This window comes from Paenibacillus sp. P4_A7, from assembly GCF_056402455.1.
Map to the genome: position 1 here is coordinate 1 of NZ_JBFUHJ010000034.1, position 15,072 is coordinate 15,072.

The 15,072-nt window shown below is 43.2% G+C and carries 12 protein-coding genes; 4 read left to right on the forward strand and 8 right to left on the reverse strand.

The features are described from left to right. Positions 1-227: 227 nt before the first annotated feature. The 4 genes from AC1DWN_RS07815 to AC1DWN_RS07830 all read right to left on the reverse strand — a co-directional run bounded on the left by AC1DWN_RS07815 (position 228) and on the right by AC1DWN_RS07830 (position 4,920). Complete coding sequence (locus tag AC1DWN_RS07815) at positions 228-1,151, reverse strand: ABC transporter permease (protein WP_477558337.1); 924 nt, start codon at positions 1,149-1,151, stop codon at positions 228-230. Then, the gene (locus tag AC1DWN_RS07820) at positions 1,135-2,202 is read right to left on the reverse strand and encodes an ABC transporter permease (protein WP_477558338.1); all 1,068 of its coding nucleotides are present in this window, start codon (positions 2,200-2,202) and stop codon (positions 1,135-1,137) included. Before AC1DWN_RS07820 ends, AC1DWN_RS07815 begins: the two co-directional genes overlap by 17 nt. Then, entirely contained in the window at positions 2,195-3,694 is a 1,500-nt protein-coding gene (locus tag AC1DWN_RS07825; RefSeq protein WP_477558339.1) for an ABC transporter ATP-binding protein, read from the reverse strand. Before AC1DWN_RS07825 ends, AC1DWN_RS07820 begins: the two co-directional genes overlap by 8 nt. Before the next feature lie 191 nt (positions 3,695-3,885). After that, positions 3,886-4,920, reverse strand: a complete 1,035-nt coding sequence (locus AC1DWN_RS07830; RefSeq protein ID WP_477558340.1) for a BMP family lipoprotein — start codon at positions 4,918-4,920, stop codon at positions 3,886-3,888. A 281-nt stretch (positions 4,921-5,201) separates the two neighbouring features. On the opposite strand from AC1DWN_RS07830, the gene AC1DWN_RS07835 reads away from it, so the two are divergent. Beyond that, on the forward strand, positions 5,202-6,632 hold the full coding sequence (locus AC1DWN_RS07835) for an MBOAT family O-acyltransferase (protein ID WP_477558341.1): 1,431 nt from the start codon (positions 5,202-5,204) through the stop codon (positions 6,630-6,632). 9 nt (positions 6,633-6,641) lie between these two features. Further along, a complete protein-coding gene (locus tag AC1DWN_RS07840) occupies positions 6,642-8,483 on the forward strand; it encodes a polysaccharide deacetylase family protein (protein WP_477558342.1) in 1,842 nt (613 codons plus the stop codon). Between the two features lie 223 nt (positions 8,484-8,706). Here the strand turns inward: AC1DWN_RS07840 and AC1DWN_RS07845 are convergent, their stop codons facing one another. The 3 genes from AC1DWN_RS07845 to AC1DWN_RS07855 all read right to left on the reverse strand — a co-directional run bounded on the left by AC1DWN_RS07845 (position 8,707) and on the right by AC1DWN_RS07855 (position 10,248). Next, positions 8,707-9,168, reverse strand: coding sequence for a MarR family winged helix-turn-helix transcriptional regulator (locus AC1DWN_RS07845; RefSeq protein WP_477558343.1), 462 nt, complete (start codon positions 9,166-9,168; stop codon positions 8,707-8,709). A 225-nt stretch (positions 9,169-9,393) separates the two neighbouring features. Next, a complete protein-coding gene (locus tag AC1DWN_RS07850) occupies positions 9,394-10,044 on the reverse strand; it encodes an urease accessory protein UreD (RefSeq protein ID WP_477558362.1) in 651 nt (216 codons plus the stop codon). Between the two features lie 3 nt (positions 10,045-10,047). After that, positions 10,048-10,248 (reverse strand): hypothetical protein, encoded by a 201-nt coding sequence (locus AC1DWN_RS07855; RefSeq protein ID WP_477558344.1) that lies wholly within the window; start codon positions 10,246-10,248, stop codon positions 10,048-10,050. 249 nt (positions 10,249-10,497) lie between these two features. Between AC1DWN_RS07855 and ilvD the strand changes: the two genes are divergently transcribed. Next, positions 10,498-12,183: a dihydroxy-acid dehydratase gene (ilvD, locus tag AC1DWN_RS07860; RefSeq protein WP_477558345.1), complete on the forward strand. Its 1,686-nt coding sequence runs from the start codon at positions 10,498-10,500 to the stop codon at positions 12,181-12,183. Between the two features lie 82 nt (positions 12,184-12,265). Here the strand turns inward: ilvD and AC1DWN_RS07865 are convergent, their stop codons facing one another. Further along, entirely contained in the window at positions 12,266-13,669 is a 1,404-nt protein-coding gene (locus tag AC1DWN_RS07865; RefSeq protein WP_477558346.1) for a polysaccharide deacetylase family protein, read from the reverse strand. Positions 13,670-13,862: 193 nt separating this feature from the next. Between AC1DWN_RS07865 and ytvI the strand changes: the two genes are divergently transcribed. Further along, a complete protein-coding gene (ytvI, locus tag AC1DWN_RS07870; protein WP_477558347.1) occupies positions 13,863-15,008 on the forward strand; it encodes a sporulation integral membrane protein YtvI in 1,146 nt (381 codons plus the stop codon). Positions 15,009-15,072: the final 64 nt, after the last annotated feature.

Consider the following 15,072-nt stretch of genomic DNA (forward strand, 5'->3'; position numbering starts at 1 on the left):
CCGTCTGACCGGGCGGCACGCGATGCGCTACCTCTGGTGCGACCACAGCCTGCTTAATTGTTTTGATCTTCTTGAGACGCTCTGCTTTGTTATGCATGATGTATGCCTCCTCCAAGCGTAAACGGCTGTCGCCATCTTTTTCGGCGAAGCTAACGTTTCGCGGTGAATTATGCGCCTATTATAAATGTGAAACTTATAAATTCTTATCATTTTTAAAAACGTTTTGCTTAACGTGAGCTTTCGTTCGCTTTGCGAGCTTCCATCATATAGCTTTTGTCTTTGAAGATTAACATAGCCACTATTGTAACCACATACGGCAGCATCATCGTGAAATGTGTTGGAACGGAAAAGCCTTGCAGCCTAATGCTAAGTGCGTCCATTAGACCGAACAAAAGACTGGAACCCGCAACACCGATTGGATTAGACTGACCAAGCATCGTCGCAACAAGAGCAATAAAGCCTCTTCCTGAAGTCATCCCCTCGGTAAACATCGTAACATTGCCAAGTGACAGCTGCGCACCAGCCAAGCCGCATAATACACCGCACAACAAGACAGCGCCATATTGTATCCTGGATACTTTAATGCCAAGGCTTTTTGCCGCGCTTGGATTTTCTCCTGCTGCGAGCAGGCGGAAGCCTGTCACTGTTTTGAATAAAAACAGCTGCAGCCCAATTACAATAATGAAAGCTAAATAGACAAGCGGCGAATGACCGGATAAAACGTCACCAAGCCAAGGAATATCTTTAATCACTGGGATTTCCCATTTCGGCAAGCCTATCATATCTTTGTTGTAATAAGCACCTTTCACATCAAAAATCGCTCGCAGCAAAAAGGTTGTCAATCCGAGTGCGAGAAAATTAAGTGAAATACCGACAACTATGACATTTGCCTTTAAGTTAATACTCATATAGGCGAAGATCATCGAAAAAGCCATCGTACTTAGAACCGCAATTAAAACTGCTGCAAAAAGGTTACCTGTAAAGTGATTGCCTACGATTGCGGAGAAAGCTCCTGTTAGCATCAGCCCTTCCAAGCCGACATTAAACAAGCCGACACGGGCGCATATCGCACCGCCAAGCGCTGCCAACAAGATAGGAGCAACCAAACGCAGTGTCGAAGCAAACAGAGATACATCAAACAACTGGTCCATCGGAAGCCCTCGCTTTCTTGCGTTTAATAAACGAATAAGTTAACTTAGCGGATACGAATAAGATAAGCACCGCTTGAATAATGCTGGAAACCTCGAGCGGTACATCCGTGTTGCGCTCCATACCCATGCCGCCTGTTTGCAAAGCAGCGAGCAATATAGCCGCAAAAGCCGTTCCAAGTGGGTGAGATCCCGCAAGCAGAGTCGCCATAATACCTGACCAGGCATAGCCTGGAGTCGTTAAGGCCCCATCCAGATATCGATACTGTGTGCCTAACACTTCCACAGAGCCTGCTAAGCCTGCGAATCCCCCGCTGACGAACATACTAAGAAGCATCAACTTACCTCGCTTCACTCCTCCGTAGCTAGCAAACAGCGGATTCCCGCCAAGCATTCTTATTTCATAACCTTTAACGGTATACTTCATAAATAAAAAGGTTAATATTGCTCCTACAATTGCAAAAATAAATCCGCCATGCAAGCTCATTCCATCGAATAACTTCGGCAGCCACGCTGCCTTATCGATCATTACCGTCTGAGCCATAGCTGCCGATCCGCTTCGATCCATCAAAGGGTAAGAGACAATGTATCCTGCGAATAAGGTAGCAATATAATTGAGTAGCAAAGTCGTAATTAAAAGGTTCATCCGAAATCTAGCATCGAGCCAGCCGGCAAATGCCGACCATATTCCCCCGGAAATAATTCCGGCAATTATAGCTGCTGTGAGCTTAAACCAGCCTGGTCCCGGCATGTAAATAGCCGTTAGTGCTGCGCTTAATGCGCCAAGCACCATCTGACCCTCCGACCCCATGTTGAAGAATCCAGCTCGAAAGGCTATTGCCACGCCAAGTCCGATTAATATGATAGGCGTCGCTCTGCTTAATGTATTTGTGAAAARATAAAAGTTGCCAAATGCGCCCTTCCACATTTCCGCATATGTTTCTGTAATCGATCCGCCGACGACTGCAATCGCAATAGCCCCGGCCGCTAGCCCTACGACAATTGCCAGAAGAGGCTGCAGCAACGAACGTCCGAATTGTATCAGCTTATCCAACTGCTTTTCCTCCTGCCATCAACAAACTGATTTGGTCCTCCGTTGCCGTATCCGCAGTTAGCTCGCCGACAATTTTCCCTTCGAACATAACTAAAATACGATCAGAAAGCTTTAATATTTCTGTCAACTCCGATGAAACAAGCAAAATGGCACCTCTCTCATCACGTTTCTTGAGAAGCTCGCCATGTATTATTTCCATCGCACCAACGTCAACCCCGCGCGTAGGCTCCGCTGCAATCAGAAATGGTGTCTTCTGTGCAAGCTCTCTGGCAACGATTAGCTTCTGCAAATTGCCTCCAGACAAAAACTGTGCTTTTGTTGACAATGAGCCTGTTTTTATGCCAAACCGCTGCACCCATTCTGCTACCATGTCGCGAATACTAGATCCGCGCAAAATACCATACTTCTGATGTGTGCCAGTATGTCCCATCAAACCATTCTCAGTAACTGTCGCATCCTTTGCAACACCCCACTGATAGCGATCCTCCGGTATATGAGCTAGGCCCCCTTCTCGAATCTTACTCACAGAAGCACCTGTCATGTCACTACCAAGCAGTTTAATGGCCCCATCATCGGTTTTGATTAGGCCAGAAATCGCCTGCAGCAGCTCCGATTGTCCGTTACCAGAAATACCAGCAATACCTACAATCTCACCCTCGTTAACATGCAAGCTTACTTGATCGAGCAAAGGCTTCACTTTCGTTCCGCGAATGGAGATGTTTGAAACCTCCAAAACTGGTTTACCCGGTAAAGCTTTGTTACGAGATATATTCACTAATTCACGGCCTACCATAAGTCGTGACAACTGTTCCTCATTCGTATCGGCAGCATTAACTGTGCCGGTTACCTTGCCATCGCGCAAAACCGTAATACGGTCAGCGACCTCCATAATTTCTTGCAGCTTATGACTGATCAGAATAAAGCTTTTCCCCTGACGTGCCAGTTCCTTAATCGCAGCCAAAAGCTCTTTCACTTCTAGCGGCGTCAATACACCTGTCGGCTCGTCCAATATAATGATTTCAGCCCCCTGATGGAGCACCTTCAATATTTCTACACGCTGCTGAACACCAAGTGAACAATCCCCAACCTTTTTCCATGGATCTACTTGCATCCCATATTGCTTACCAAGCTGCTCTGTCTCTAATGCCGCTGCCTTACGATCAAAACCAATACCCTTGGAAGGCTCACGGCCAATCACAATGTTCTCAGCAATCGTAAAGGAAGTGAACAGCATAAAGTGCTGATGAACCATACCGATTTTATTCTGAATCGCATCGGTAGGATTGGTGAAGGACACCGACTTGCCATTTAGCTTAATCTCACCGCTTGTTGGGCTTTCCATTCCGTACAGAATGCGCATAAGCGTCGTTTTTCCGGCCCCATTCTCACCAACGAGCGCATGTATTTCCCCTTTGCGCAGCGTGAAATCAACGCCGTTATTGGCGATTACATTTCCATATGCTTTCGTTATACTCTCCATTTGCAACAGCATAATGGCGTTCAGCTCCTTTCACTCCCGGTTACAATCGCTTACACACGAAAACGACTATCGCCTGCCTTTACGGCGCAAGCTCGTTTCGTCAAGAAAAACCTTCCTGAATATCCCAAGGAAGTGTCCACTCAAAGAGCAAGCCGGCTGCAAAATAGCAGCCGGCATCTCTTACTATAACAACATTTTGTTACTTATTTTTGCTCGAGAGGATTTACTACAACGATTTTACCAGATTTAATGTCATCTGCGATAGCTTTTACTTTATCAACATTTTCTTGACCGATAAACTCGCTAAGTGGGGACTTGCTATCTTTCGTTACAAAAGTAAGTCCTACTCCGTCTTCTTTCAAACCATAGTCTGCAGTTCCGTATTCAAAAGTACCTTCTACGAATGCTTTAACTGTCTCGTAAGCAACTGCATCTGTACCTTTCAATTGCGAAAGGACGATATGCTCTGGATCTTCTTCTGTACGGTCAGTATCTTGACCTGATGTGTAGAAGCCTTTTTCTTTAGCTGCTTCGAATACACCATTATCGCCAACTGCTGCCATACCTGCGATGAAGTCAGCACCTTTAGATTGTTGAAGTAAAGCAAGCTCTTTACCTTTAACTGGATCTGCGAAGCCACCCACATAATTCACTAGAAATTTTGCTTCTGGATTCGTACTTTTCAAGCCTTGTTCGAAGCCTGAAGTATATTTTTTAAGAAGTGGAGCATCCATTGCTACAACTGCTCCAACCGTGTTTGTTTTAGTTGACAATCCAGCTAACGCTCCCATAAGGTAAGCTGCTTCATGCTCACGGAACATTACGCTGCGTACATTCGGTTGATCAACAAATGTATCAATTACCGCGAATGCCTTGTCCGGATTTTCAACAGCTACTTTGTTCAATGCGTCTTCTGCTTGGAATGTAGCTGTAATAATCAAGTCATAGTTTTCACTAACTGCTGCACGAAGGTTTTGTTCAAAACCAGCAGGATCTGTAGATTCGATTACCTTAACGTCGGCACCGAATTCTTCGCCAGCTTTACGGAAGCCTTCATCCATCAATACGAAAAATTTATTAACACCAATTTTCTCAGGCAACACAAGTGCGATTTTTTTCTTTTCTGCACCGCCAGCTGCATTATTTGTTTTGCCAGCTTCGTTCTTATTAGCTCCACAAGCGGCGAGCACGGCTACCATTAGAAACAACGATAATACTAAAGCAACTGATTTTTTCAAATAAATCTCCCCTAGTCTATGATTGTATTATTCATTTAAACCCTATTGGATTTATCGGAATTTGTCAATTACATTTTTTCGACAAATTTCTTGTTTATTTTACAACAAAATAAGCCCACTTACTAAACAAAGTTACTATAGTCACAAATTTGTAACATAATTCACGTTTACATGGTCTAAAAGGCTCGAGATTTCATTTTTTTTGACTTGGTGATACAATTATAAATTGACGACAGCAGTTTCGGTATCTTCAAGCTACTAGGATGAAAGAAGGTTTTAATGTGATTTTTTCGACTTATGCATTTATTTTTATGTTTCTTCCGATCACATTTTTAGGGTACCGACTCCTGAATGTGTTCAAGCTCAATGACCTTGCTAAAGTATGGCTTGTGCTGGCCTCGCTATATTTTTATTCACAGGGCAGTGGATCGTTTGTCTTCATATTTGTAGCCGACATATTTTTCAATCTCTTAATAGGAAGACAAATATTGAGGGCTGGAAAGTCCGGTTCAAATGGTATGAAGCGTTTGCTCCTCATTATAGGTCTGACGCAAAACATTTTGTTTCTTGGCTATTATAAATATGCTAATTTCGCAATCGAGAATGTTAACTTCGTTACCGGACAAGCTTACTCTCTCGTCCATATCATTCTCCCGCTAGGAATATCCTTTTACACCTTTCAACTTATCTCCTACTTGGTTGATTGCTACAGAGACAAGGTTGTAAAATCGTCTGTGATTGACTTTCTTGTGTTTGTTACGTTCTTCCCTCAGCTTATTGTAGGTCCAATTGTTCATAACGCTGATATTATTCCGCAAATCCAGGATACAGCTAGACCTTTATTTAATCGATCAAACATGATGCTCGGTATTTTTCTCTTCTCAATCGGCTGCGCCAAAAAGATCATGCTTGCAGACCCATTGACTGGCTATGCGGCAAGTTATTTTTCTAATATAGGAGCAGGCGACACCTTGTCCGCTTGGCTTGCATCTGTTGGCTATACCATGTCCTATTATTTTGATTTATCTGGTTATGCCGATATGGCGATCGGTCTTGCACTCTTCTTTAATATCAGGCTTCCGCAAAACTTCAATTCGCCATATAAAGCAAGAAACTTTCGCGAGTATTGGAATAGATGGCATATGACATTATCTAGATTTTTGTCTGACTACGTCTTTCGGAGTGTATACAAGAAAGGCAAGGGCAGCTTTAACTTTTATCTAGCCGTAATGGTTACCTTCTTCGTATCTGGATTTTGGCATGGCGCAGGCTGGAAGTTTGTTCTTTGGGGCGTAATAAATGGCGTCTTCGTGTGTGCCTCCCATGTGATGTACAGAAAAAAGTGGCAGATGCCCTTCATAATCGCTTGGGTAATAACCTTCATTGGTGTTGTAGCCACTCGAATTCTATTTGTAGCAAAAGATACTTCTCAAGCCGTAGATGTCATGCGAGCTATGGTTAGTCTACAAGACTTTGCAGGCATGGATATGCACGCGCTGTTTACACATTTGCTAACGTTTTTAGCCTACCATCTCTATACCATTTTATTGCTCATTATTGCGATGCTTATTTCCTTCTTTGCTCCAAACACGGGTGAAATAACGAAGGACTTCGTTCCACGCTATCGTCATGCGGTAGCTGCCGCCCTGCTGCTGGGCATATCCTTGTCACAAATGACATCTGTATCAAATTTTTTATACTTTCAGTTTTGAGGTGATTTTATGAAATTTTACAAATGGATCCTTGCATTCATAGCTTCTCTCGCCTTATCGGCTCTGCTGCTCGGCGGCTTTAATATGGCAGTTGATCCGTTTGGCGTGTTTGGGGACAAGCTGCTGAAATGGCACTCTTATAATATGGTGAACAACCCTAGGGTAGCCAAGATCGGCTATCTCGACCAGAACCATGACCAATATAATTCTTATATAATCGGCGGCTCCAAATCGAGCTCCATTTCTCCAACACTGCTTAATAAATATTACGGCGATGACGCCAAATTTTACAGCATGCTTATGTATGGCGGAGATTTTCATGATTATGAAAAAACGCTCTATTATATTGTCGATCAGTACAAGCCCAAAAACATCGTCATTCACATGAGCCTGCAGGAGATAAGCCATTATAATGAAACGGCTACTGATTTCAAACAATCTCTGCATGCTAAAGTGTCTGGCGAATCACGTTTTTCCTTCTACTTGGACTATTTGAAGTTGAACCCTTCCTACGGCTATACAAAGCTGGAAGGCTTTGCGAAGCGAGCAATCGATCCGTTCGAATACTCGCAGTTCATACCAGAAACAGGCGTCTACAATAAATTAAAACGTGACGCCGAGAAGGTGGATAACCTGGAGCAATATATGAAAACAAATAAGGAAGCTTTTGCCCCTTTCGGCAATTTAGAAGCTACCGCTCTTGACAAAAATGTATCCTCTTTGGAACGCATGAAGGCGTACGCGGAAGATCACGGTGTAACATTCCGCTTAATTACAGGTGCCACTTCTGAGCAAGAGCTGCAAAGCTACGATATGTCGGCGCTTAAGCAATATTGGACTAAGCTTGCAGAGGTAACTGATTTCTGGGACTTCTCAGGCTATACAAACGTTAGCGGTGATCCTAGATATTTTTATGATACGATGCATTATCGGAATACAGTTGGTGAAATGATGCTCGGTTACATCTTCCAAGATCCGGATGTGTATGTACCAGAGAGCTTCGGACATCTTACGACCAGTGAGAATGCTGCAGATTATGCGGAGAAGATTTTCACTCCGCCTGCCACAGCAGCAAAGGAGAAGGTCAAGCTACCTATCCTCGTCTATCATCATATCGATAACGATCCGTTAGAGCCGAATGACCTTATTACACCAGAGGCTAAGTTCAGAAGTGATATGCTGGCCGTTAAGCAAGCAGGCTATAATACGGTTTCTATGAACGATATCATTAATTATGTGAATGGCAAAAAAGAACTTCCAGAAAATCCGGTAGCCATCACCCTGGATGATGGTTACTTAAGCAATTATCAATATGCCTATCCTATTTTAAAAGAATTAGATATGAAGGCTACAATTTCTATAATAGGTTGGTCTGTCGGATTGAATGAACATCGAATACCGAGCAAAAACTTTTACCCCCACTTCACATGGGAGCAAGCAAAGGAAATGTATGATTCTGGCCTGATCGAAATCGAGAATCATACAACTGATATGCATGAAACTGTAACTGAGGATTCTCCAGCATCTACGAGATCTGGTATTTTGCAGTTGGATAACGAAACGAATGGGGCGTACAGCAAAGCATTCATACAGGATATCGGCGGAATGGAAGAGAAGATCGAGACGCTTATTGGCAATGATGTCAAAGTGTTCACTTATCCATTCGGCTATTATTCTCATCTCTCCGAGCAATTGCTGAAGGATATGGGTTATCGCGTAACATTAACAACCACTTCTGGCATTAACGAGCTTGTAAAAGGAGATCCTCGTACTCTGTTCGGCTTAAAGAGAATAAACGGCGGACCCAAAGTTCCAAGTGACGTGTTAGTTAATAAGCTATCCGGCAAATAATCGCAATCGAACAAGCGTAAACGGCTGTCGCCGTCCTCTTTGGCAAAAGCATTCGTTTCGCGGAGATATATAAGCACATTTATAAGTGAAAACTTATAAATTCTTATATATCAAGCGTAAACGGCTGTCGCCGTCCTTCAAAAAAGGGTCATTTCTAAAAAGCAGCATACTGCTTTTCAGGAATGGCCCTTTTTCCAACGCCTATAGCGTCTCATCGAATATGCTACTTATCAGAAGCAGTCATATTGCTTTTCATTTGCTCGAACAAACGAATACCTTGCTCCATACTAGCTTCAGACATGCCTTCAAACAACTTACGCATAAGCTTATTGCGCACAGTCTCGATAAGAATAACAGCCTTCTTACCTTCCTCCGTTATGTCCAGCATCACGATACGGCGATCCTGCTCGCTTCGCTCTCGCTTAATATAGCCAAGATCAATTAGTCGATCAGCAATACCCGTAGCTCCCCCACTTGTAATCATTAGCCCCTCTGCCAAAACAGATGCTTTTTGCGCACCGCTTTGTGATAATATGGTGAGCATCTTGCCGTGGGTTAATCCCAATCCATGCACATTATAATTGTTCCATTCAGCAAGTAATAACCTTCGTACTTGACGAAACGATTCGTCTAGTTCCCGCATTAATTCTAGCTTTCCTAAATCGACTTCCTCTAATTTCTCCAACTTATAACACCGCCTTCACATTCCGGCTTAAACAGCTGGTTGCTGCAAAATGATAGGGATCGACGACTTTACGTCAATTTATGCATACCCATACACAAGCTTAACACACTTTGACCGATTACGTCGTTCAGTAAACCAAATAACTTATGAAATAACTAACGAAAATAAGCCGACCCCCATGGATTTGCCATGTGAGACAGCTTAGAAATCGACATTAATAGATGATCATTGAAGGAAGTGAAGCGGTGGCATATCGAGTATGACTTCCCTTATCGTATTCCAAACCTCTCGCATAAGCTGCTGAAGAGGCCATGCAGCAGTTGAGGCAGCAGATACAGCAATTCCGTAACGATATGTCATGGAGGCTCCAGCGATGACAACATGACCGAAAGGTGACTTATAGTCCTCCAGCTTCTGTTGAATGAGTTCCAAATGAACAATGCTTAGCTTATCAGAAAAAATATAAAACGCCGCAAGATGGGTAAGCTCATCCAAGCAGCCAGGCGCTTGAATCGCATGAATAGCTGGTTCAATTCGTTGACGCTGCATGAAAATAAGCTCATCTTCATATCGGACAGTCAGTGTATTGCGATAGCTTTGATAGTCAAATTGCTCACCGCGTAGAGTTCTGCCCGGGCAGAGCACCTCCGCTTGCATCCATACTGAGCCTCTTTTTAACTCAACAAAGGTCTCATTCTGAAACGATGCATTTTTGTAAAGCATAAGCGGTTCAGGCATATGCTCTACAATAGCAGATTCATTCACTTTAAAGGTCTGTATCATAGACGAGCTGCAGCTCGCCATACTAGGATGAACCTTCATGTACGATTGATTTGTAATCATGACATGCGAGCGGCGACTTAATACCCATTCCAGTTCTTAACGATCACCTGCTAGCAAACCCGGTGATACATACATGACGATAACGGCTAGCTGACCATCAAGCGGAAATGTCTTCGCAATTTTTATCGGTGCAGTATGATACTTGCTCGCGAGTATCGTCACCTCATTCTGATAGGCAAATGAAGCCCGCAACACAGATGTACGGATGACTTGATCACTCCCTTTAGAAGCAGCCAATTAATCTAACATTAAGTTAACGCCGTTAATTAGATAATTAAGGACGGCCACAGCAAAATGACAGCCGTTTCAAATTGTAGCCAACGCCTGTCCATTGTGATAAAATTGAAGTTATTCATTATTTAAAATACTCATTCACTCATTTAATCGAAGCTGCTTTTGCTTCATCATACGAAATGAATGATTTCGGAAGTAATAATTCCATTTCTTCCGTAACCATCAATTAACTCACTCTCAGGAGGCACTATCATGGCGACAAAAAGAATGCGTTCAGACATGATCAAAAAAGGTTTCGACCGCGCACCGCACCGCAGCTTATTACGTGCAGCAGGCGTAAAAGAGGAAGATTTCAACAAGCCGTTTATCGCGGTCTGTAACTCGTATCTTGATATCATTCCAGGTCATATGCATTTGCAGGAATTTGGTAAGATCGTAAAAGATGCCATTCGTGAAGCAGGCGGCGTTCCTTTCGAATTCAATACAATCGGTGTCGATGACGGAATTGCTATGGGCCACATTGGTATGCGTTATTCCCTTGCAAGTCGTGAAATCATTGCCGATTCCATTGAGACAGTAGTTAATGCACATTGGTTCGATGGTATGGTTTGTATTCCCAACTGCGACAAAATTACACCAGGTATGATTATGGGCGCGCTTCGCGTTAACATTCCAACGATGCTTGTAAGCGGTGGACCAATGAAAGCAGGCAAAACCTCAGATGGTCGTTCGATCTCACTTTCCAGCGTATTCGAAGGTGTAGGCGCTCACCAAGCCGGACAAATTAATGATGAACAGCTAATGGAACTTGAACAGTTCGGTTGTCCTACTTGTGGATCTTGCTCCGGTATGTTTACAGCTAATTCCATGAACTGTTTGGCTGAAGGTCTTGGACTTGCTCTGCCAGGAAACGGTACAATTCTTGCAGTTGCTCCAGAACGTAAAGAGTTTGTTAAAGAAGCTGCTCGTCAGCTTATGAAAATCATCGAGTTGGATATTAAACCTCGTGATATCGTTACAAAGGATACGATCGACAATGCATTTGCGCTTGATATGGCTATGGGCGGTTCCACAAATACCGTACTTCATACGCTTGCAATCGCACATGAAGCTGGTATTGATTATCCGATTGAACGTATCAATGAAGTTGCTGAGCGCGTGCCGCATCTTGCTAAAATCGCACCAGCATCCGACTACCACATTGAGGATGTCCACAATGCAGGCGGTGTCAGTGCTGTTCTAAACGAATTGTTTAAGAAGGAAGGCGCATTGCACGGCGACTGCATGACAGTTACTGGCAAAACATTGCGTGAAAATGTAATGGGCTGTGAAATTCAAGATACAGACGTTATTCGTACCATTGATAATCCACATACCGCACGCGGCGGTTTGGCTGTTCTGTTCGGTAACCTTGCTCCTAACGGTGCAATTATCAAAACAGGCGCAGTAGACAAATCAGTTGGCGGCTATCATAAAGGTCCAGCAATTTGCTTTGATTCACAGGATGAAGCCCTTCACGGCATCGCTAACGGCAAAGTAAAAGAAGGCCATGTTGTCGTTATTCGTTATGAAGGACCTCGCGGCGGCCCAGGTATGCCGGAAATGCTTGCTCCTACATCACAAATCGTTGGTATGGGACTTGGCGCTAAAGTAGCACTCGTAACTGACGGTCGCTTCTCCGGCGCATCACGCGGAATAAGCATCGGCCACGCTTCCCCAGAAGCTGCTGAGGGCGGTCCAATTGCATTTGTTCAAGATGGCGATATTATCGAAATCGATATGAACAACCGTACAATGGATCTACTTATTAGTGATGAAGAGTTCGCGAAACGCCGTTCCGAATGGAAAGGCTTCGAACTAAAAATCAAACGTGGCTACCTTGCCCGTTATGCCCACCTTGTAACATCCGCCAGCACTGGCGGCGTTATGAAAATGTAAGACAAATACAAATAAAAGGAGTGCCTACTGGTAACAGTGGCACTCCTTTTTTCATGCATATATTTAATGAAACCCATCCCAATCAAATCGCTGTTGTTTTTGTACCCAACTGAGCAGCTTCGTCGGCAGCTGCACTAATGGAACGTTCAACCACGTCGCTTAATCGTTCAGCCTCTTCATGCATTTTGGTCTCTTGCACGGTGGCATAACGTCTAATAGTAGCGACTGGCATGAGCAGCATTCTTGGTGATATTGTATCTCTTCGCTGCTTATTTTTTGCTGTTTTATCTGGCTTAGTAAGAGTTCTAATAAGGACACGCAAGTAAATCCGAGTAAAACGAGCAAACCATCCGTCCGGCAGTTTAAAGATCTCAAATCCAAGCCGGTCTGCCCCCCGATGTATCATCGTCACACCATATACCGCTATAATATCATCCGCATCTTTGTCTTCTGCAAGCTGATTAGCAAGCAACGGAAGCGCCTGCTCAACCTCTCTAAGCATTCGTATTCCAGTTGCAACTGGCGATCTTGAAGTCGCTGCGATAGAGGATAATTTTTTATTATCAAAATGAAGTTCAGCGACACGATCACCCTTTTGAATTCGACCACCTTCAGCAAAGTCTAACGCTTCGCCGTTATACGTAGTAACACGGTAATGAAAGGCGGGGTCCTCTGCGACTCCCACTCGATTCAATCGGAATGCAAAGTGAAATGCTCTTTCCCATAGCAGCCATAAAGAAATAATCATTTTCTTCCAAATCGTTGTATGAATAGCTCGTGCTTGATCGGTCAGCTTCATTAATTGTTCAATTCCGACAAATCGGAGTCCTCGTTTTGTTCCTTCTTCTAAATAGGACTCTAGTGCTATTAACATATTTTGCGGAGCATGCTTGTCAGCCCCAAACGTCATACCGCAATCATGCAACAGCAAAACCTCTCCTGGCCGAAGCTTCTTCATCATCCGCTTCTCAAGCCGTTCTGCCCCAAGTCTAGTCCGCCAATCCCCAAATATGGCAGACCATAAAATAATGTGAAAATGACCTAAATTTGCGTAGTCGAATACGTTTACGATTCCCCATGGCGGTCGATAGTATGTCGAACGCATACCCGTTGCACTTTCAATGATATCGGCAGTACGTTCGACTTGACGTTTAACGGCCCGAGGACGCATTATCCAATTCGATTTGTGAACGTAATTATGAATACCGATAACATGTCCTTCAGCCTTCATCCGCTGCAATATTTCCGGATGCCCCTCCGCATGCGAACCAACAACAAAAAAAGTTGCTTTCGCATCGTATCGAGCAAGTAAATCGAGCAATAGCGGCGTATAATGCGGATCAGGACCATCATCGAACGTAAGGGAAATCTCTTTCTCTACTCGGCCTTTTTTGAAAACACGAAAGCCGAAGGTACGGCTAATTAGGCCGGGGAGAAAAGCATAAAAAGTAGCTACATACAATCCCCACAGCATCAAATTTTCCATTTGTTTTCCCCACCGTTATATGATTTAGTCGACGAATGAATAGCGGTACAAAACAACAACAATAGCTTTAATTGTAGCATATTACGATAATAAATAGGCTTTTTTTAAAAAACTATAGTACAATCTTTATGGAAATAAGATAATGGTAATAAGGTACTTGAGCTATTATATTAGAAATTGAAGGAGATTGACTATGCTGCCATTTTACAAAAAGTATTGGCGTACCGCTTTTGACATTGCTCTCATAGCCCTCACTGTATATTTGATCATGTATTCTTTTAGTTATCTCTACAAAATTGCGACCCCAATATTCTTTTCTTTTCTCATTTTTTTATGTATTGAACCTTTAGCGAGACGACTTAATAAGATCGGTATGAAAAAATCAATCGCGTCCGGCATCTCTGTGCTGGTATTTACACTGGTCATACTAAGCGCCTTCTCAGGAATTGCTTATCTTCTGACTAAGCAGGGTACTGAGCTTGTCAGCGATCTGCCAAAATACCAGGAAATGCTTAAGGAGCAAATCGCAACGATAACGGAAGAAGTGCAGGAAAGATTTCCCACGTTTAATCCTAAACTTGATTTGGTCAATAGAGCAACGGATTTGATCGCAGGCGCAACTGCTACTTTGCAAAAATTTGCACAGGCCATATTGCTAAATATAGTCGGCTACGTTTCTTCCGTCTCTAATTTTGTTTTTAATTTTGTAATTGGTATTATTTTAGCTTATTTCTTAAGCATCGAAATTACTACTTGGAAAAAAACAGCAGATGATAAAACACCAAATACATTTAAACAAGCTTTTTTCTTTTTACGAAACAACGTCTTTAAAGGTATTGCCCTCTACATAAAAGCACAGGCCAAAATGATAAGTATTACGTTTATCGTTATACTTATCGCGTTAATTCTGCTCGGTGTAGAGAATGCGTTTGTTATTTCAGTCGTGGCCGCTATTTTCGATATTTTGCCGCTGCTCGGAGTAGGCACTGTATTTATACCTTGGATCGTTTATTTGATTATTGTCGGTAAAATATCACTCGCGATATGGCTGTCTGCACTCTTTCTCGTCGTCGTGCTTACACGTCAAATACTTGAACCGAAAATAACAGGAGACTCCTTAGGCGTATCCGCGTTTACAATGCTCGCTTTTATGATTATTTCATTGAAGCTGTTCGGCATTTCAGGAGTAATCCTTTCGCCGATTCTTATGATATTACTCAAGTCGCTTTACGAGCAGGGTTATTTCCACCGTTGGATCCGTACCCCGCAGGGTGAGTTTGATGATAAAGTAAGCGATATACCTGCGAATGAAGAAAGCGATATCCGCACCGAAAAATAAACAACCTTTCAGCGCGGAAGGAAGAACAAACACTCAGATTCTGAGAAGTTGTTTTGTAATCACC